Source organism: Pseudomonas sp. SIMBA_067 (assembly GCF_046534675.1).
Lineage (GTDB): Bacteria > Pseudomonadota > Gammaproteobacteria > Pseudomonadales > Pseudomonadaceae > Aquipseudomonas > Aquipseudomonas putida.
The window spans coordinates 57,754-76,560 of record NZ_JAWRYH010000013.1; the positions used below are offsets into that span (position 1 = coordinate 57,754).

Genomic DNA, 18,807 nt, shown 5'->3' on the forward strand with positions numbered 1-18,807 from the left:
TAAAGATTATCTTTGGCTGCAGTGGCCTCTTCGCAGCACAAGGCTGCTCCTACACAGGGACGCGGAAGCCTGAGTGATGGTGCTACCCACGTACATCCGCGCCAACGCATAAAAAAATCTGCCAAACCAGTTCCCTTTTTCCAAGCTCGTTCGGTTAACCCGGCATAGCCCTCCCAACTCACCCTTTCGATCCCAGAGACCAGCATGCCGACGCCCTTCCACCCCGCGCTTCGCCTGGCACTTGCCGCGCCGCTCTCGCTGTGTGCCGCCGCCCCACTGCTGTTACCCGCCAGCCAGGCCCACGCCGAACAGTCGGCCAGCGCCGAAACCCGCTTCAACATCGCACCCGGCTCGCTCACCAGCGCCCTCAACCAGTTCAGCAGCCAGGCCGGTATCTACCTGGCCGGCAGCAACGAACTGGCCGCCGGCAAGACCAGCCTGGGGCTGCAAGGCCGCTTCAGCGTCGCCCAAGGCCTGGCCCGGCTGCTACAGGGCAGCGGCCTGCAAGCCGTGCCCCAAGGCAGCACGGGTTATGTGCTGCAACCGCTTGCCGATGGCACCGCCCTGCAACTGGATGCCACGTCGATCAGCGCCGCTACCCTGGTCGCCAGCAACGGCCAGGGCGATAGCGGCTACCGCGCCGTCGCCAGTGCCACCGCCAGCAAAACCAGCAGCGCCCTGGCTGACACCCCGCGCTCGGTTTCGGTGGTAACCCGCCAGCGCATGGATGACCAGCAATCGCAAACCCTTACCGAGGTGCTGGGCTATGTCCCAGGCATTTTCTCCCCGCCGTTTGCCGGCGGTGACGGCCAAGCGGGTGACCTGTTCTTCATCCGTGGCTTCAACGCCACCGACTATGGCTATGGCCTGCTGCGCGATGGCCTGCGGGTGCAGGGCAACCGGTATGACACCAGTAGCGAGCCCTACGGCCTGGAGCGGGTGGAAGTGTTCCGCGGCCCGACTTCGATCCTGTATGGCGAAAACGCCCCGGGTGGCGTGGTCAACCTGGTCAGCAAACGGCCTACTGCCGACGCGCGCGGCGAAGTGCAAATGAGCTATGGCTCGCACAACCGCCGCCAGTTGGGTGTCGACGTTTCCGGCCCGCTAACCGATGAGGGCAATGTTCTCGGCCGCCTGGTGATGTTGGGGCGCAAGTCTGACACTCAGGTCGACCATCAGCCCGACGACCGCATGTACATCGCGCCATCGCTGACGTTGAACTTCGACGACTTCAACAGCCTGACCGTGCTGGCCACCTACCAGCGCGACCGCACCTTGATGGAGCTCGGTTACCCGGCCGCCGGCACCCTGCTGCACAACCCCAACGGCAAGATCGACAAGGACCAGCTGTCCGGCAACCCGGACTGGGACAACTTCGAACGGGAAACCTGGAGCCTGGGCTACGAGTTCGGCCATCGTTTCAACGACACCTGGCAGTTCCGCCAGAACTCGCGCTACCTGCAGTCGCGCATCGACCGCCAGGAAATGTGGCCAGGCAGCCTGAACAACGGCGGCTTCGGCACCACCCTGAGCAACACCGCGTACGACCGCTACAACAAGTCCATCGCCTACTCGCTGGACAACCAGTTCGAAGGCCACTTCAGCAGCGGCGCGTTCGACCACACCTTCCTGATCGGTGCGAGCCTGGACCGCACGTCGTTCAACCAGGATTGGGACGCGGGCAATGGCGGCACCATCAATGTGTTCGACCCGGTCTGGAACGGCAAGCCAAGCACGCCCCTGCATGTGCAGAACGCCTTGCTCGATCAGACCATGTACGGCCTCTACAGCCAGCTGCAAACCAAGGTCGACAACTGGGTACTGCTGTTGGGCGGGCGACTGGACCGGGTCAACAGCCAGTTCCGCAACAAAGCCGGCACCCTTAACGCACAAGCCGACATGAACAGTTGGGACAGCAAGTTCACCTGGCAGACCGGGGTGATGTACCAGTTTGAGAACGGCCTGTCGCCGTACTTCAGCTACTCCACCGCCTTTGCCCCTACCCAACAGACCGAAAGCAAGAGCGGCCCGCTGGACCCGACCACCAGCGAGCAGTACGAAGTGGGTATCAAGTACGAGCCCAAAGGCTGGAACACCGCCTTCACCGCATCGGTGTACGACCTGCGCAAGAAGGACGATGTGCTGTTCGATTCCGCCGTGGGTGACTACCGCCAGATCGGTGCCAGCCGGGCCAAGGGCGTGGAGCTGGAACTTAACAGCGACCTGAGCGAAAACCTCAACCTCACCGCTGCCTACACCTACACCGATTCGCGCATTACCAAGGACGTGGCCGGGTCGCTGTATGAAGACCACCAGATGACCGGCGTGCCACGCAACCAGGCGTCGGTGTGGAGCACGTATCGCTTCCGTGACGGCCTGCTCAAAGGCTTGCAGATCGGGGGCGGCGTACGCCACTTCGACAGTACCTTCGCCTATACCCCGGCAAGCCTGTACGGCAAGCTGGATACCGGTGACGTGACGCTGGTGGATGCCAAGGTGGGCTATGAAATCGACGAAAACTGGTCGGTCGAAGTCAACGCCCGCAACCTGTTCGACAAAGAGTATGTGGCAGGCTGCAACAACGCCGGCCGTTGCTACTGGGGTGAAGAGCGCACGCTGCTGGGAACCGTGTCGCTGCGCTGGTAAGTTGCCATAAACAAAAGCCCCCGGCCATTTACATGACCGGGGGCCCTGGATCCCGTCGCAAGCGTCGCGATCAGGGTACCGCCAAGATTACTGCTGCTGAGGCAGTTTATCGATCGGGCCGCAGCCACCGATGATCTTGGAGATGGAAACCGAAGGGTGGAACAGGTAGTCGTAAGTGCAGTTTTTCGGTTGGTTGTAAACTTGGCCAGTGCAACCCGACAGCAGGGCAACACCCGAAACAACGGCAACGGCTACGGTGGCCTTGAACAGCTTTTTCATACTAAGTCCTTTAAATGAATCATCTTCGACCATCGTCTGATGGCCGCGGGATGATACAGACTCCTCCCATTGGATCCAAGTCGTACCTGGCACAAGTTCGTTGCAATTGTGCAACAACAGGTTGTAAAGCGCGCCTTCGCCGACGATAGTTCAGGGCACTGCCTTCGTATTGCCCAACAGGAACTCACCATGCTCGGCGTTACCGACTACGGCGCATTCGTCATCGCCTTCATCATTCTGCTGGCCATCCCCGGCCCAGGCAATTTCGCCCTGATCACCGCCACCGGCAAGGGCGGTATCAAGGCTGGCCTGGCCGCGACACTTGGGGTGATCGTGGGTGACCAGGTGCTGCTGTGGCTGGCGGTAGCCGGTGTCGCCACCCTGCTGGCCACCTACCCCACGGCCTTCCACATGGTGCAATGGGCCGGTGCTGCGTACCTCGCTTACCTGGGCCTGCGCATGCTCCTGAGCAAACCCGGTGGCGCTGCCCACGCCTGCAGCATGGACAACGGCCAGTACCTGCGCCAGACCATGATGATCACCCTGCTCAACCCCAAGGCGATCATGTTCTACATGGCGTTTTTCCCGCTGTTCGTCGACCCGGTGAAGCACCAGGGGCTGGTGACGTTCGGTTTCATGGCTGCGACGGTGGCGGTGGTGACCTTCGCGTATGGGCTGATTGCCGTGGTGCTGACGCACCAGTTGGCAGAACGCATGCGCGCCAACCCACGAATCAGCAACCTGTTCGAGCGGCTGGCGGGGGCTTGTCTGATAGGGTTTGGTATCAAGTTGGCGGCGATGCGCTGAGCAAGGCCCGGCACAGTTTGTGGTCAACTCTGGCGACGCATGAACTCTGCAAAAAGCGGTACGGTGAAATCCAGCACACCATGATCGGTGCTGTACGCCATGCCTTTGGCGATGACCTTGGCTCTTGTGGGGCCAAGTGACGATTGGGTTCGGCCCATGGCCTTGGCGATATCACCTACCGCATAAGGCCCATCGCCAAGCTCCGACATGGCTCTGACGAAAAGCACTTCGCTGGGTGTCAACTGGTCGATACGCACCCTGAAGAAACCTGCATCCAGCAAAGCCAGGGTTTCCGAGTAGGATTGAACGACATCATCCAGCGATATCTCTGGCCCCTCGGCACAGTTCCACGCCGTGGACGCCCACTCTTGCAAAAAGAACGGATAGCCCTTGGTACGCACGACAATCTCTTGCAAGGCGGCCTCTGCAATGGATGCCTCCTCGTCCAGGATCGGCTTGAGCACGGCCTGGGCAGCAGCATCGGCATCAAGTGCATTGATTTCCGGATACAGGAACAGCCGCTCTGCATAGGATTTCGCCTCACCTGCCAACCGCGCGACCTGAGGCAGCCCGGCACCCACAAGCAGCACCGGCAGGCCTTCCTGAGACATTTTGTGCATGGAGACAATCAGGGCCCTGAGATCGGCTTCACCCAGGTACTGGACTTCGTCGATCAACAGAATCCAGCCTTTGCCTGCGGCCTGGGCCGCACGCCCGATAACGTTGAACAGGTCTGGCAGGTCGTATTGAAGATTGCCACTGTCCGCAAGGCCGGGCTCTGGCTCTACACCCACTTCCACACCGGCGATATCGATCTTGAAGATGGAGGCAAAGCCACGCAGGCCCTTCAGCCCCCGATTTGCAATTTGCTTGGCGGCTTCCACGGTGGACAGAGAGCGCATGACCTTGCGCATTTCCGGGTAAAGAAGGCGCGCAAGGCTTTCCTCTTCCGGCGACTCGACCTTGGAGACCAGCAAGCCCGCTTGCTCTGCAATTTTCCCGACTTCGTTCAAGAGCACCGTTTTGCCAGTCCCTCTCAAGCCAAGCAGCATCATGGAGCGCGCGCTGCGCCCGTTGATAGCCCGCCCACACGAAACGCGCGCGTGCTCAAGCACCACATCGCGGCCTGCCAGCTCAGGCGGTCTGCTGCCGGCGCCGGGTGCGAAAGGGTTGCGGTACGGGTCCATGGGCTGCCTCCAGAGAACGGTTATAGCAATAGATAGCGAAGTCTAGCGATTTTCGCTATCTATGAGTAGATTTCCGTAGCGTTTGCCCTTCTGCGCTGCAAATCAGCCCCCGTCCTACAGCTTGAACTCAGAATTATTCCCTTCCTTGTAGGGCGTTTCCCAAACATACTGGCAACCCGCTCAAACTGTTGCGACGGATCCGGTCGCGCTCTAGTCTCGGCTTGTCGTTGCAAAATCAACGGCCGGCTTTGACAGGCCGACGATTTCCCGCACACGTGCACTATTTATGGCGGCTGTACGTGGGGCACCGTCGTGTGCGCCGAGTTACTCCGGGATCCTCGGTCTGTCAACCCATGTACAGCTGCCACCCTCTTGTTTGACAGCAAGCTTGCGGCAGCTCCAATGATCCTGGAGATGTGTATGCGCAAGATGGTCCCTGATCCACCCTACTCCCTCGATTCCACGCAGGTCCTGCAAGACACCCTGGTCCAGTCCTCAGAGTACGTACTCTGTGCCCTGTCCGTCGCCCGCCAGTCCGTGCAACTCAAGCCTACTGCCCACAGTTCGATTGTGATGCAGGCCGTCATCCATGAAATGGAGGAGGTACAGAGCCTGGTCGAGTCGGCATTGATGCAATTGCAGATGCGGCCGCATTTACCCACTGAGCCGTACACCTTGCACTAGCAGGCCAGGCCTCTTCGCGGGCACGCCCGCTCCCACAGGGTCATCCAGTACCTGTGGGAGCGGGCGTGCCCGCGAAGAGGCCACTACAGGCAATCAAGATTTCAGGGAGTAAAAATAATGTCCACCGACAACACAAAAGAACCCACCACAGTCGGCAAGACCTGCTTCTACCAAGGCGAAAACAACACCCACCCGCTGTTCCGCATCGAACCCGGCATCCCCTGCCAGGAAGCCCGCGAACAGGCTTCCGAACTGATGGGGTACGTGCGCGACCTGATCATCACCGGCCTGATGGACGGCGACCAGAAACTGATCTGGGCCTCGCACTACCTCAGCGCGATGGCCAAGGCGCTGCTGGATGATGCTGAATTGGGAATGATGAAAAAGTAAGGCACAACGAAAAAGCCCCTGAAAGCTTTCGCTTCCAGGGGCTTTATCTTGTATGGCGGAGAGATAGGGATTTGAACCCTAGGTACTGTTGCCAGTACAACGGATTTCGAATCCGTCCCGTTCGACCACTCCGGCATCTCTCCAATGCCGCGCATCATACCAGCGTTCTTTTAAAACGCAAACCTTTTTTTAAAAAAAATCGCGTGGTATCAGGCGCTTGCGTGAACGCGCCGCTTACAGAGGCACGCCCAGGCGCTTGGCAACTTCTTCGTAGGCTTCGATCACGTCGCCCAGGCCCTGACGGAAGCGGTCCTTGTCCATCTTCTTGCGGGTTTCTTTGTCCCACAGGCGGCAGCCGTCCGGGCTGAACTCGTCGCCCAGCACGATCTGGCCGTGGAATACGCCGAACTCCAGCTTGAAGTCGACCAGCAGCAGGCCAGCGTCATCGAACAACTTGGTCAGCACCTCGTTGACCTTCAGCGACAGCTTTTTCATTTCGACCAGCTGCTCGGCGGTGCCCCAGCCGAACGCGACAACGTGGGATTCGTTGATGAAGGGGTCGCCCTTCTCGTCGTTCTTCAGGAACAGTTCGAAGGTGGACGGCTCCAGCTTGATGCCCTCCTCCACGCCCAGGCGCTTGACCAGGCTACCGGCGGCGTAGTTGCGCACTACGCATTCGACCGGGATCATGTCCAGCTTCTTCACCAGGCACTCGTTGTCGCCCAGCAGCTTGTCGAACTGGGTCGGCACGCCGGCTTCTTCCAGTTTCTGCATGATGAAGGCGTTGAACTTGTTGTTCACCGTGCCTTTGCGGTCGAGTTGTTCGATGCGCTTGCCGTCGAACGCCGAAGTGTCGTTACGGAACAGCAGGATCAAGCGGTCGGCGTCGTCGGTCTTGTAAACCGATTTGGCCTTGCCGCGGTAGAGTTCGTCGCGTTTTTCCATGATTGGGCTCCGCTTGCTTGAGGTGTTGGGCTAGGCGATTTCGCGCCAGTCGAGCCCGTGTTCCTGATTCGCCACCTGGAGCCAGTCCGGGTCGCACCCTAAGGTGTCGACGAAGCACTGGCGGGCCAAGTGTGGCAGGTTGTTCTTGCTGCTGAGGTGGGCCAGCACCAGGTGTTGCAGGTTGCTCCAGCCCAACTCCTGCACCAGGCGCGCGGCCTGGTGATTGTTCAAATGCCCTTGCATGCCACCTACCCGCTGCTTCAGGAAGACCGGGTAGTGACCGCGTGCCAGCAGGTCGCGGCAGTGGTTGGCCTCGATCAGCAGTGCATCCAGGCCCTGATAACGCTCCAGCAACAGCGCGTCGTACGAGCCCAGGTCGGTCAGCATGCCGAAGCGCCGCTGGCCGTCGCTGATCACGTATTGCAGCGGCTCGTAGGCGTCGTGCTCGACCCGCGCTGCGGTCACTTCCAGGCTGCCGATACGCAGGCTTTGGCCACACGCGAGAAAACCGGCCACCTCCACCGGCTTGCGCATGCCGCGCAACGTCCCTTGGCTGAGGTAGACCGGTACATTGTAGCGCCGTGACAGCAAGCCGACCCCATGCACGTGGTCGGCATGTTCGTGGGTGACCAGTACCGCGCTGAGCTGGGCCGCCGAAACGCCGAGCAGCGCCAGGCGCCGCTCGGTTTCACGCAGGGAAAAGCCGCAATCAACCAGGATGAACGTGTCACCACTGGCGATCAGCGTGCCGTTCCCTTGGCTGCCGCTTCCGAGTACCGCGAAGCGCACTTAGCCCAGGTGGTCCTGAATGGCGCTCAGCACGCGGCGGGCGACATCGGCCGGAGCCACGGTGTTGATGTTTTTCTCGACCGTGACCTGCACGCTCTCACCCACCTTGCTCAGGCGAACCTGATAGCGCTCGGCACGGGCTTCACGCTCTTCCTTGGTCGGCTCGCTGCCGAACATGCGGCCGAAGAAGCCAGGCTGGTTCTGCTTGTCATCAGGCTTTTCCGACAGGTTGATGTAGTACAGGCCCAGGCTGCGGTTGATGTCTTCGACACGCCACTCGCCACCCTGCTCCAGGGCACGGCCCACGCCAGACCAGGCGCGATCCAGGTCGGAGCCCAGGTACAGCACCGGGTTACCGCTGCCGTCTTCGCTCAGGCTGACGCGGCTTGGCGCGTCGAAATCGCGCGCGGCCAACAGCGACACCGAACCGCCTTTCTCGGCGCTGCGGTTCATGCTGGCAAGCATTTCGTCGACCAGCAGGGCATCGGCGCCGGTGTTGCTGGACGTGGACGGGAACCCTGGCTCGGCAGTGCTGCCGGCCGGGCGCTCGACGCTGACCACGTACACCTCGGAGGTGTTGCGCTGCACGCCAGGCTCCATGCGCACACGGACGCGCACTTCGCTGTCACCGCTGCTGGCGGTGCTGGCCAGGCGCTGGCCAAGCGATGCCGACAGTTCGTCGAAACGCTGCCAGGTGGTGTTGAACTCACCGGTCTGCGGGCGCTCTTCAGCAATACGGAAGCCGTTGTCCTCGAAGAACTGGCGGGCCACTGGCCACACCTCGGCAGGCGAATGCTGGGCCAGTACCCAACGGCTGCTGCCGCTGCGCTGCAGGCTGTAGTCGGTTACCTGAGCGGCGCCACCGGTCAACGGCTGCGGGCGCGGCACTTCGAACTCGCCAGCGACGTTGTCGTCAGCGACGTTACGCGGGATCGGCAGCAGCGGGTCAAGGCGTTTGACGTTGCTAGCGTCCGGCGGCAGTTGCATCGGCGCGGTCGGGTGCGCCTGCAGGTAATCGCTGCCGCGGTCGCGGAAATAGCCATCCTCGCCCCACAGCCAGCCACACCCACTGGTGCTGGAGATAATCAGGGCAAGGGCGGAAAGACCAGCCAGTCGCTTCATGCGGTGTACTTCCTCTTAAACCAGTACGCCGGACTGGCGCAAGGCAGTACGGACTTTTTCGTGGCAGCTTTCGCTCAGCCAGGTCAGTGGCAGGCGAATGCCTTTGTGCATCAGGCCCATTTCGACCAGCGCCCATTTCACAGGGATCGGGTTGGCTTCGCAGAACAGGTCTTTGTGCAGGGGCATGAGTTTTTCGTTGATTGCGCGGGCCTTCTCGGCATTGCCCTCAAGGGCGGCCTCGCACAGGTCGGCCATTTCGCGGGGGGCGACATTGGCAGTAACGGAGATATTGCCCTTGCCGCCCATCAGGATCAGCTCGACGGCAGTCGGGTCATCGCCGGACAGGACGAGGAAATCTTTGCTGACGCCATCGAGGATTGCCTTGGCGCGGACCAGGTCGCCGGTGGCTTCCTTGATGCCGATGATGTTCGGCACGGTCGACAGGCGGATCACGGTCTCGGCCTGCATGTCGCAGGAGGTGCGGCCGGGTACGTTGTAGAGGATCTGCGGGATGTCGACGGCTTCGGCAATGTGCTTGAAGTGCTGGTACAGGCCTTCTTGCGTCGGCTTGTTGTAATAAGGCACGACCAGCAGGCAGGCGTCGGCACCGGCGCTCTTGGCGTTTTGGGTCAGGTGCACGGCTTCGGCAGTGGAGTTGGCACCGGTGCCAGCGATGACCGGTACGCTGCGGCTGCTGCGCTTGACGCGCTCGACCACGTGCTTGATGACCAGGATGTGCTCTTCGACATCCAGCGTGGCGGACTCACCGGTGGTGCCGACAGCGACGATCGCATGGGTGCCGTTTTCCAGGTGGAAGTCTACAAGTTTGTCGAGGCTGCCCCAGTCAACACGCCCTTGTGCATCCATGGGTGTGACCAATGCCACCATACTGCCCGCAATCATGTAACTGCTCCTGCCGGAAAAAGAGAGCGGTAATGGTACTGGGGGCATCGACCTTGCACAAGCGAAGCAGGCGGGCGGAGCATTCCCCTCGGCGCCTTATTTCGCTACCCTTGACCCTTTGATCGGTGCAGCGCGGCCCGCCGGGCCGTCGACCTTGCTCCCCGCCAGCGTCCAAGACCTCGCATGCGAGCCCCGGGCCCTGCCGACAGGAGGCTTTTGACCGTCCTGCACCGACCGCTCATCGCTTTAGGAATGCTGCATGTCCACCCCCACCACTGTTCGCGAACAATTCCTTGTCATCAGTGCCCTGGGACCGAATCCCATGGAGCTGGCCAACGTCCTCAGCCGCGCCGCCTTCGAAAACCGCTGCGCGGTGGTCACCTCGCGCCTGAGCCGCCATGGCGAGACCAGCGCCCTGGTGCTGCAAGTGGGCGGCAGCTGGGACGCCCTGGCGCGCCTCGAATCCACCCTGCCGGGCCTGGGCAAGAAGCACGGCCTGACCCTGGACGTAGTGCGCAGCGCCGACCAGGAAGTGCGCCCGCAGGCCCTGCCGTACGTGGCTTATGTCAGCGCCGCCTACCGCCCGGACATCATCAACGAGCTGTGCCAGTTCTTCCTCGACCACCGCGTCGAGCTTGAAGCCATGACCTGCGACACCTACCTGGCGCCGCAGACCGGCAGCAGCATGCTCAACGCCCAATTCACGGTGATCTTGCCGGCCGGCACCCAGATCAGCTGGCTACGTGACCAGTTCCTGGACTTTGCCGACGCCCTGAACCTCGATGCGCTGATCGAGCCTTGGCGTCCACAGAACCCAATGTAAGGAAACCGACCATGGCTGTAGCACTCGACCAACCCGTTGCCGACTTCCAGGCCCAGGCCACCAGCGGGCAAACCGTCAGCCTGGCCGAGCTCAAAGGCCAGCAAGTGGTGATGTACTTCTACCCGAAGGACAGCACGCCGGGCTGCACCACCGAAGGCCAGGGGTTCCGTGACCAGCACGACGCCTTTGCCGCAGCCAACACCGTGGTGTTCGGGGTATCGCGCGATGGCATCAAGTCGCACGAGAACTTCAAGACCAAGCAAGGCTTCCCGTTCGAGCTGATCAGCGACAAGGACGAGGCCCTGTGCCAGCTGTTTGACGTGATCAAGCTGAAGAAGCTGTACGGCAAGGAATACATGGGCGTTGACCGCAGCACCTTCCTGATCGACAAGGACGGTGTGCTGCGCCAGGAATGGCGTGGGGTGAAGGTGCCGGGGCATGTGGATGCCGTGCTGGCTGCTGCCCAGGCCTTGAACAAGGCTTGAGATTGACGGGGGCTGCTTTGCAGCCCATTCGCAGCACAAGGCTGCTCCTACGGGCTGCGCATGACTTTGTAAGAGCAGCCTTGTGCTGCGAATGGGCCGCAAAGCGGCCCCAGTTGCATCAAAGCAACGGCGAAACGCTAGGCTCCTGCCGCGGCCAGGCATCCAGCACGGCCTTGATCAGCGTCGCCAGCGGGATGGCGAAGAAGATCCCCCAGAACCCCCACAACCCGCCAAACAGCAATACCGCGCAAATGATCGCCACCGGGTGCAGGCTCACGGCCTCGGAGAACAGCAGCGGTACCAGCACGTTGCCGTCCAGCGCCTGGATGATCGCGTACACCGTCATCAGGTAGATGAACTGGTCGCCCCAGCCCCACTGGAACAGCGCAATCAGTGTCACCGGTACCGTCACCACCACCGCGCCCACATACGGCACCACCACCGACAGCCCCACCAGTAGCGCCAGCAGCGCGGCATAGTTGAGCCCCAGGCTGATGAAGGCGATGTAGGTGGCAATGCCGCAGATCAGGATTTCAATGCCCTTGCCGCGAATGTAGTTGGCAATCTGCCGGTTCATCTCGCTGCCCACCCGGTTCAGCAAGGTGCGTTGGGTGGGCAGGTAGCCACTGACCCAACGGCCGATCAGTTCGCGGTCCTTGAGGAAGAAGAACACCAGAATCGGCACCAGCACCAGGTAGATCATGGCGTTGACCAGCAACGGCAGGCTCGACAGCGAAAAGGTCAACGCCCACTGCCCGAACTTGCCGATTTCCCCGCGCACCGACTCGATGGCGTGCAGCACCTGCTCGTCCGACACCAGGTGCGGGTAGCGCTCGGGCAACAGCAACAGCAACGACTGCCACTTGCCGAGCATGCCCGGCAGCTCGTTGAACAGGGTAATCAGCTGGTGCCACAGCAGCGGCACCAGCACCAGCATGAACACCGCCAGCGCCCCCATGAACAGGGCAAAGACCAGCATCACTGCCAGCCGGGTCGGTACCCGCAGCCGCTCCAGGGCATTGACCAGCCCCTGCATCAGGAACGCCAGCACCATGCCCGCCAGCACCGGCGCGAGCATGCCGCCCAGGGTAAGCACAGCGGTAAAAGCCAGGAACAGCAGCACCGCCAGCACCACCGCTTCTTCATCGGAGAAGTAGCGGTGCATCCAGTCGCGAAGCACTTTGAACATTGACGATCCTTGGAAAAGACTCAGGCCTTGCGCAGCCAGTAGGTATAGGTGCCGGCCTCAGCCGTTTCCTGCAGCAGGGTATGACCGGCCAGCTTGGCGAAAGTGCGGAAGTCGCGCTGGGAACCGGCGTCGGTGGCGATCACCTTCAGCACCGCGCCGCTGGCCAGGCGATTGAGCTCCATCTTGGCCTTGAGCAGCGGCAAAGGGCAATTCAGCCCGCTGGCGTCCAGTTCGGCGTCGCAGGTCAGGGTGTCACTCATCGCGGGGCTCTCCTAAGGCATTGCCGGGTTGCTGCTTCACAGGGTCGGCTAGGATAGCGCCACTGGTCGCCAACGTGTGAGCCCGCTACAGTAGGTATCTTTGACCGACGCGAGCTTCGTGCATGAATCTACTGCGCCCTACCCTGCTGACGCTGGCCTGCCTGATGGCCCTTCCCGGCCATGCTGACGACCTGCCATCACTGGGTGACGCCAGCTCTGCGATCGTCTCGCCGCAACAGGAACACCAACTGGGCCGTGCCTGGCTGAGCCTGCTGCGTGGCCAGGTCAACCAGTTGAACGACCCTCAGCTCAAGGACTACGTAGAGACTACCGTGTACCGCCTGGCCGAAACCAGCCAGCTGCAGGACCGGCGCCTGGAATTCATCCTGATCGACAGCCGTGAACTCAACGCCTTCGCGGCCCCCGGCGGCATCGTCGGGGTCAACGGCGGCCTGTTCCTCAATGCCCGCACCGAAGGCGAGTACGCCTCGGTGCTGGCGCACGAACTGGCGCACTTGTCGCAACGCCACTTCGCCCGTGGCGTCGAAGCCCAGCAACGCATGCAACTGCCGATGATGGCGGCTTTGCTCGCGGGTATCGTGCTGGCTGCCGGTGGCGCTGGCGATGCGGGTATCGGCATGATTGCCGGCACCCAGGCGGCGGCAATCCAGGAACAGAGGCGCTTCTCGCGGCAGAACGAACAGGAAGCCGACCGCATCGGCATCCAGAACCTTGAAAAGGCCGGTTACGACCCGCGCAACATGCCCACCATGTTCGAACGCCTGGCGCAGCAGTACCGCTACGGCGCCAAGCCGCCGGAATTTCTGCTGACTCACCCGGTGACCGAATCGCGTATCGCCGACACCCGCAACCGTGCCGAACAGGCGCCCAAGGGCGGTGTCGAGGACAGCCAGCGCTATCAGCTGATTCGCGCGCGCGTGGCCCTGACCTATGAAGAAACACCCGGTCTGGCAGCCAAGCGCTTCCGCTCCCAGCTCGACGAAGACCCGAAACTTGACGCTGCACGCTATGGCCTGGCCCTGGCGCAAATCAAGGGCGGCCAGCTGAACGAAGCACGCGAAAACCTGAAGCCGTTGCTGGCCAAGGCCCCCAACGACATCACCTATAACCTGGCGCAGATCGACCTGGACATCACCAACAACCGCCTGGCCGACGCACAGCAGCGGGCCGAGCGGATGCAGGGGCTGTACCCGGGCAACTACCCGCTTAAACAGGTGCGTGCCGATCTGCTGGTGAAGCAGAGCAAGCCGGCCGAGGCGGAGAAGATATTGAACGAGTTGATCAAGAGCCGGCCGGATGACCCGGACGTCTGGTACGACATGGCAGAAGTGCGGGGTTTGTCGGGCAATACCATCGGCCTGCACCGGGCACGTGCCGAGTTCTTCACGTTGGTAGGGGATTTTGACCAGGCGATCCAGCAGCTGGATTACGCCAAGCGCCGGGCGGGTGGCAACTTCCCGCTGGCGTCGCAGATCGACCAGCGCCAGCGCGAGATCCTGGAGCAGCAGCGTATGGTTCGGGAAATGATGGGGCGCTGAGAATCTGGGGGCGCTTTGCGCCCCATTCGCAGCACAAGGCTGCTCCTACAGAGATCGCATTCCCCTGTAGGAACAGCCTTGTGCTGCGAATGGGCCGCAGAGCGGCCCCAGCATTTTCAGGCGTTACCGGAAAGCTTCAGGCGCGCCGCCTGGGTAAAGTCCAGCATGCGGTTCAGCGGCTTGATCGCCTTGGGCACCAGCGCCGGGTCGACAAAAATCTCGTTACTGCCATTACGCAGGCAATCCAGCACCCGCTCCAGGGTGTTCATCGCCATCCACGGGCAATGTGCACAGCTGCGGCATGCCGCGCCGTTGCCGGCGGTAGGGGCTTCGACAAACTCTTTATCCGGGCACAACTGCTGCATCTTGTAGAAGATGCCGCGGTCGGTGGCGACGATGAAGGTCTTGTTCGGTAGGGTCTGCGCCGCCTTGATCAGCTGGCTGGTGGAGCCCACTGCATCGGCCAACTCGATCACCGCTTCTGGCGATTCAGGGTGCACCAGGATCGCTGCGTCCGGGTACAGCGCCTTCATATCGGCCAGCTGGCGCGACTTGAACTCTTCGTGGACGATGCAGGCACCGTCCCACAGCAGCATGTCGGCACCGGTTTGCTTCTGGATGTAACGGCCCAGGTGCTGGTCCGGGCCCCAGATGATGGTTTCGCCGTTGTCCATCAAGCTTTCGACGATTTCCAGCGCGCAGCTTGAAGTCACCACCCAGTCGGCACGGGCCTTCACGGCAGCGGAAGTGTTGGCGTACACCACCACGGTGCGCTCAGGGTGCTGGTCGCAGAAGGCTGAGAACTCTTCTACCGGGCAGCCTAGGTCAAGCGAGCAGGTGGCCTCCAGGGTTGGCATCAGCACGCGCTTTTCCGGGGTGAGGATTTTCGCGGTCTCGCCCATGAAGCGCACACCGGCCACGATCACCGTTTCGGCCGGGTGATTCTTGCCGAAGCGGGCCATTTCCAGCGAGTCGGACACGCAGCCGCCGGTTTCCTCAGCCAGGGCCTGGATGACCGGGTCGCAGTAATAGTGGGCAACCAGCACGGCATTCTGAGCCTTGAGCTCGGCAGCGATGGCCGCACGGTATTCGGCCTCCTGCTCGGCTGTCAGCGGGTTGGGCTGCTTGGCGTCGAGGTGAGCCTGAACCAACAGGCGTTCGGAAATCTGGGTCATGATCGCTGGACCTGCAGGCGCGCGTGCGCGTCAAATCGAGTGTATCACCCGGCCCTGGCAGATCGGCTAAGGGTGCCGGACGGTACGCAGGCCGCCACGGCCCTCTGCGGGCGCGGATTATTATCGGAGGCCGAAGGCTACAGACAATCCAGCGATTACTAAAGTGGTTTTTGTGTTGCCTGTGCTGGCCTCTTCGTGGGCGTGCCCGCGAAAAGGCCGGTACAGGTTCAATCAATCAACCCTGCGGCGACAGTGCTGCCAGGTGCGCTGCCATTAGCATGGCGAACTCTTCCACGGTCATCTTCTTGCCGTTGAAATCAACCATGCCATCGGCATAGTGCAGGCTGCTCACCACATCATTCCCTTCAACGGTGGCCAGGCCACTCTGCAGCGCCATCATGCCGACCATCTCCCCCGCCTGGCTCGACTGCATGGCAATCGCCTGGGCGTCGGTCTGGCCGTCCAGCAGCGCCTGCAAGGTCGCCAGGTCACCCATCATCGGCTTGGACAGGGACAGCTTGCCCTTCACCTCGGTGATCAGTTGCTTGCTCAACTGGTCCGGCGGCAAGTCGAAGCTGGCCGGGGCGGCGAAGTCCATCGACAGGTTGAAACGGCTCTCGCCATTGGCGGTCTTGAACGACAGGTTTTCTATCGCCACCTTGGGCTTGGCGGCCAGCAGCTGCCGCAGGTCACCCTGGAACCGGGCCTTCTCTGCGTCGTCCATCTGGATCTGCGGCACAGGCTGACCGGCTGCAGCGGCCGCCTCGAACTCCGGCAGGTGCGCCTGGTACCACTTCGACAACGCCTGCAATGCCGGTGCGTTGACCGAATTCACACTCACCAGCATGTGCGCCTTGCCCACCGCGCGGCCATCCCAGGTGATGTCGCCGACCTTGTACTCCACGCGACCGCCCACGGCATCCGGGCCGTCCAGGGTTTGCAGGACATTCTGCTCCAGGCCGTTGATCAGCAGCACTTGCTGCTTCGGCCCCAGGGTGACCTTGGTTTCGGCCAGCGCCAGGTCGACATTGCCCACATAGATGGCGTCGTGCGCGGTGGCCTGAAGGTTGCCGCCCACCTTCAGGCCTTTGAGTTCGAACGTGGCAGGCGGCTGGTCATCGCGCACAAGCTTCATCACGAAACGGTCGGCCTGGCCGTGGAACTTCGACGCCTTGCCTTCCTTGTCGCCACTGACTTCCAGCTGCATGCCCGAGAAGTCGAGGCTATTGCCGTCAGCCTCGTCGAGCTTGACCGGCGCGAGCCGGACCTGGCTGACCACACTGCCGCCGTAACCCAGGCTGGTCTGTGCGCTGACCGGGGCCTGCTCACCTGCAGCGGCGAACCACGCTGCGGTGGCATCGTCCTTCTGCAAGGTGCTGTTGCTGACCGCCATCACCGGCATCAGCTTCAACGCCTTGACCCGCGACCAGGGAAACGGCCCGTGCTCGATCTGGTCCGTCACGCCCACGTCGAAACTCACTACCTCCCCTTCACCCACGTTGATATCGCGGGCCTTGAGCCGGTACTGGGCGGTACTGCTGAAGAAATGCTGCTCCAGCGACACCCGCTCGATGCTCATGCTGCCGCCGGTGGTCACCAGGGCCTTCTTGAGCTCGGCGTTGCTGCGAACAAGGGCATTGTCCAGCTCGGCAGGCAACTGCTTGCCGGTGTACCAGGCACCAGCGGTGGATGCGACGGCAATGGCAATCGCCAGGCCGGAAAGGATGCCAACTGATTTCTTCATGAATAGAACCGATTGTCCGTAAGGGCTTCTTGGGCGACAAAGGCCACGCAGGAGGCGAAGAGTACCACTGCGACAGAACACGATGGCCGATCGGAAAAGAGAAAACACATTTTTTCAGAGGCGACTGACACCCCTCAAAGAGAGCATCACTCGTTAATTTTTACGAACATCCGAATTGATCAAAACCGCAAAAAACCGCGCAAAAACCGAACAACCCCCCCTTTAAATCGATAAATATTTCAATTTGGTAACATCTTGTCATGTTTAACTTGACACCAACCTACCCATCGTTTTTTATTTTCACCACTTAGCGCGTCTCCCCCCGCGCCTTCCGCCGCTCCTACAAAAAAGGTGAACAACATGGAGCCCACCCGCTCGCCCTTGCCGCATGCGCAATACACCGTGCCCGCCGGTTACGCCCAGGAGCCATGCCAGCATGCAGCCTGATCACAGCGCTTCCGGCAACGGCCAACTCCGCAAAACCCTGCGCCTCTGGCACGTGATCATCATCGGCCTGGCCTACCTGACCCCGATGACCGTGTTCGACACCTTCGGCATCGTCAGCGGGATCACCGCCGGCCATGTGCCCAGCGCCTACATCCTGGCGCTGGCGGGCATCCTGTTCACCGCCGTGAGCTACGGCACCCTGGTAAAGCGCTTTCCGCAGTCGGGCTCGGCGTACACCTACACCCAACGCGCGATCAACCCGCATGTGGGCTTCCTGGTCGGCTGGTCGTCGCTGCTGGATTACCTGCTGCTGCCAATGGTCAACGCGCTGCTGGCCAAGTTGTACCTCTCGGCCATGTTCCCCGAAGTACCGGAGTGGATATGGGTGGTCGGCTTCGTCAGCCTGATTAGCCTGATCAACATGCGCAGCGTAAACCTGGTGGCGCACTTCAACCTGCTGTTCGTGGGCGTGCAGGTGGCGATCATCGCCGTGTTCATCTACCTGTGCGTGCGCGGCCTGGGCCAGGGTGAAGGGCTGGGTACCACCTGGAGCCTGCTGCCGTTCGCCGACAACCAGACGCACCTGAGTGCACTGGCTGCCGGTGCGACCATCCTGTGCTTCTCGTTCCTGGGCTTCGACGCGGTCACCTGCCTGTCCGAAGAAACCCGCGACCCGGCCAAGACCATCCCGCGGGCGATCTTCCTCACCGCGCTGATCGGTGGCGTGGTGTTCATTACCGTGTCGTATTTCATCCAGGCCTACTTCCCGACCATGGCGCGCTTCCACGACCAGGAAGCGGCCCTGCCTGAAATAGCCCTGTACGTTGGCGGCAAGCTGTTCCAGTCGATTTTCATCGCCTGCACCGTGATCAACACCATTGCGTCGGGCCTGGCCTCGCAGACCAGCGTGTCGCGCCTGCTGTACGTGATGGGCCGCGACAACGTGATCCCGGCCAGCCTCTTTGCTCGCCTGCACTCGCGCTACAAGACGCCGGTGCTGAACATTGCGGTGGTGGGGCTGGTTGCGCTGTCGGCGATCTTCTTCGACCTGGTCACCGCCACCTCCATCATCAACTTCGGTGCGCTGGTTGCGTTCAGCTTCGTCAACCTGTCCGTGATCAACCACTGCTACCTGCGCGAAGGCAACCGCCGGGGCCTGGCCAACCAGCTGAAGTACCTGGTGCTGCCGACCATAGGCTTCTGCATCATCGTCTCGCTGTGGCTGGACCTGAACGCGCATTCGCTGATGTTCGGCGGCATCTGGGCGGCGGTCGGATTGATCTACCTGGGTTGGCTGACCAAAGCCTTCCGGTCGGCACCGCCCAACTACATCGCCGAATGAACCACGCTGCCAACAACGCCCGCGCCAGACC

Annotated in this window: 18 protein-coding genes and 1 tRNA gene; 8 read left to right on the forward strand and 11 right to left on the reverse strand. The window is 61.7% G+C overall.

All coding sequences use genetic code 11. From position 1 onward, the window contains the following. Positions 1–204: 204 nt before the first annotated feature. Positions 205–2,646 (forward strand): TonB-dependent siderophore receptor, encoded by a 2,442-nt coding sequence (locus SB765_RS23745; protein WP_410932033.1) that lies wholly within the window; start codon positions 205–207, stop codon positions 2,644–2,646. A gap of 87 nt (positions 2,647–2,733) precedes the next feature. On the opposite strand, the gene SB765_RS23750 is transcribed toward SB765_RS23745, so the two are convergent. Beyond that, the gene (locus tag SB765_RS23750) at positions 2,734–2,925 is read right to left on the reverse strand and encodes a YhfL family protein (protein WP_003254720.1); all 192 of its coding nucleotides are present in this window, start codon (positions 2,923–2,925) and stop codon (positions 2,734–2,736) included. A gap of 189 nt (positions 2,926–3,114) precedes the next feature. On the opposite strand from SB765_RS23750, the gene SB765_RS23755 reads away from it, so the two are divergent. Next, the gene (locus SB765_RS23755) at positions 3,115–3,732 is read left to right on the forward strand and encodes a LysE family transporter (RefSeq protein WP_410932034.1); all 618 of its coding nucleotides are present in this window, start codon (positions 3,115–3,117) and stop codon (positions 3,730–3,732) included. A gap of 23 nt (positions 3,733–3,755) precedes the next feature. On the opposite strand, the gene SB765_RS23760 is transcribed toward SB765_RS23755, so the two are convergent. Next, positions 3,756–4,919, reverse strand: a complete 1,164-nt coding sequence (locus SB765_RS23760) for an ATP-binding protein (RefSeq protein WP_341796548.1) — start codon at positions 4,917–4,919, stop codon at positions 3,756–3,758. A 420-nt stretch (positions 4,920–5,339) separates the two neighbouring features. Between SB765_RS23760 and SB765_RS23765 the strand changes: the two genes are divergently transcribed. Next, the gene (locus SB765_RS23765; RefSeq protein WP_410932035.1) at positions 5,340–5,603 is read left to right on the forward strand and encodes a hypothetical protein; all 264 of its coding nucleotides are present in this window, start codon (positions 5,340–5,342) and stop codon (positions 5,601–5,603) included. 117 nt (positions 5,604–5,720) lie between these two features. Next, positions 5,721–5,993 (forward strand): DUF3077 domain-containing protein, encoded by a 273-nt coding sequence (locus tag SB765_RS23770; RefSeq protein ID WP_410932036.1) that lies wholly within the window; start codon positions 5,721–5,723, stop codon positions 5,991–5,993. A 53-nt stretch (positions 5,994–6,046) separates the two neighbouring features. Here the strand turns inward: SB765_RS23770 and SB765_RS23775 are convergent. From SB765_RS23775 to dapA, 5 genes are all read right to left on the reverse strand, one after another. Next, positions 6,047–6,136, reverse strand: a tRNA-Ser gene (locus SB765_RS23775). A 91-nt stretch (positions 6,137–6,227) separates the two neighbouring features. Beyond that, positions 6,228–6,938, reverse strand: a complete 711-nt coding sequence (gene purC / locus SB765_RS23780; protein WP_016498342.1) for a phosphoribosylaminoimidazolesuccinocarboxamide synthase — start codon at positions 6,936–6,938, stop codon at positions 6,228–6,230. Positions 6,939–6,968: 30 nt separating this feature from the next. Next, positions 6,969–7,727 (reverse strand): MBL fold metallo-hydrolase, encoded by a 759-nt coding sequence (locus tag SB765_RS23785; RefSeq protein WP_410932037.1) that lies wholly within the window; start codon positions 7,725–7,727, stop codon positions 6,969–6,971. Further along, positions 7,728–8,849 (reverse strand): outer membrane protein assembly factor BamC, encoded by a 1,122-nt coding sequence (bamC, locus tag SB765_RS23790; RefSeq protein WP_016498341.1) that lies wholly within the window; start codon positions 8,847–8,849, stop codon positions 7,728–7,730. It abuts the gene before it with no gap. A 15-nt stretch (positions 8,850–8,864) separates the two neighbouring features. Continuing rightward, the gene (gene dapA, locus SB765_RS23795; protein WP_341796549.1) at positions 8,865–9,752 is read right to left on the reverse strand and encodes a 4-hydroxy-tetrahydrodipicolinate synthase; all 888 of its coding nucleotides are present in this window, start codon (positions 9,750–9,752) and stop codon (positions 8,865–8,867) included. 259 nt (positions 9,753–10,011) lie between these two features. Between dapA and SB765_RS23800 the strand changes: the two genes are divergently transcribed. Next, positions 10,012–10,575, forward strand: a complete 564-nt coding sequence (locus tag SB765_RS23800) for a glycine cleavage system protein R (protein WP_016488638.1) — start codon at positions 10,012–10,014, stop codon at positions 10,573–10,575. Between the two features lie 11 nt (positions 10,576–10,586). Further along, a complete protein-coding gene (locus SB765_RS23805; RefSeq protein ID WP_410932038.1) occupies positions 10,587–11,060 on the forward strand; it encodes a peroxiredoxin in 474 nt (157 codons plus the stop codon). 118 nt (positions 11,061–11,178) lie between these two features. On the opposite strand, the gene SB765_RS23810 is transcribed toward SB765_RS23805, so the two are convergent. After that, complete coding sequence (locus SB765_RS23810) at positions 11,179–12,249, reverse strand: AI-2E family transporter (RefSeq protein WP_341796550.1); 1,071 nt, start codon at positions 12,247–12,249, stop codon at positions 11,179–11,181. Between the two features lie 20 nt (positions 12,250–12,269). Next, the gene (locus SB765_RS23815) at positions 12,270–12,509 is read right to left on the reverse strand and encodes a sulfurtransferase TusA family protein (RefSeq protein WP_016498337.1); all 240 of its coding nucleotides are present in this window, start codon (positions 12,507–12,509) and stop codon (positions 12,270–12,272) included. A gap of 122 nt (positions 12,510–12,631) precedes the next feature. Here SB765_RS23815 and SB765_RS23820 point away from each other — a divergent pair, with 122 nt between their 5' ends. After that, a complete protein-coding gene (locus tag SB765_RS23820) occupies positions 12,632–14,068 on the forward strand; it encodes a M48 family metalloprotease (RefSeq protein ID WP_049278115.1) in 1,437 nt (478 codons plus the stop codon). Positions 14,069–14,184: 116 nt separating this feature from the next. Here SB765_RS23820 and nadA read toward each other — a convergent pair whose 3' ends face one another. Together nadA and SB765_RS23830 are read right to left on the reverse strand one after the other, a co-directional pair. Further along, complete coding sequence (nadA, locus tag SB765_RS23825; RefSeq protein ID WP_019472564.1) at positions 14,185–15,243, reverse strand: quinolinate synthase NadA; 1,059 nt, start codon at positions 15,241–15,243, stop codon at positions 14,185–14,187. Positions 15,244–15,478: 235 nt separating this feature from the next. Continuing rightward, positions 15,479–16,987 carry a YdgA family protein gene (locus tag SB765_RS23830; RefSeq protein ID WP_410932039.1) on the reverse strand — a complete coding sequence of 503 codons (1,509 nt, stop codon included), beginning with the start codon at positions 16,985–16,987 and terminating at the stop codon, positions 15,479–15,481. Between the two features lie 436 nt (positions 16,988–17,423). Between SB765_RS23830 and SB765_RS23835 the strand changes: the two genes are divergently transcribed. Next, positions 17,424–18,776: an APC family permease gene (locus SB765_RS23835; protein ID WP_410932040.1), complete on the forward strand. Its 1,353-nt coding sequence runs from the start codon at positions 17,424–17,426 to the stop codon at positions 18,774–18,776. Positions 18,777–18,807: the final 31 nt, after the last annotated feature.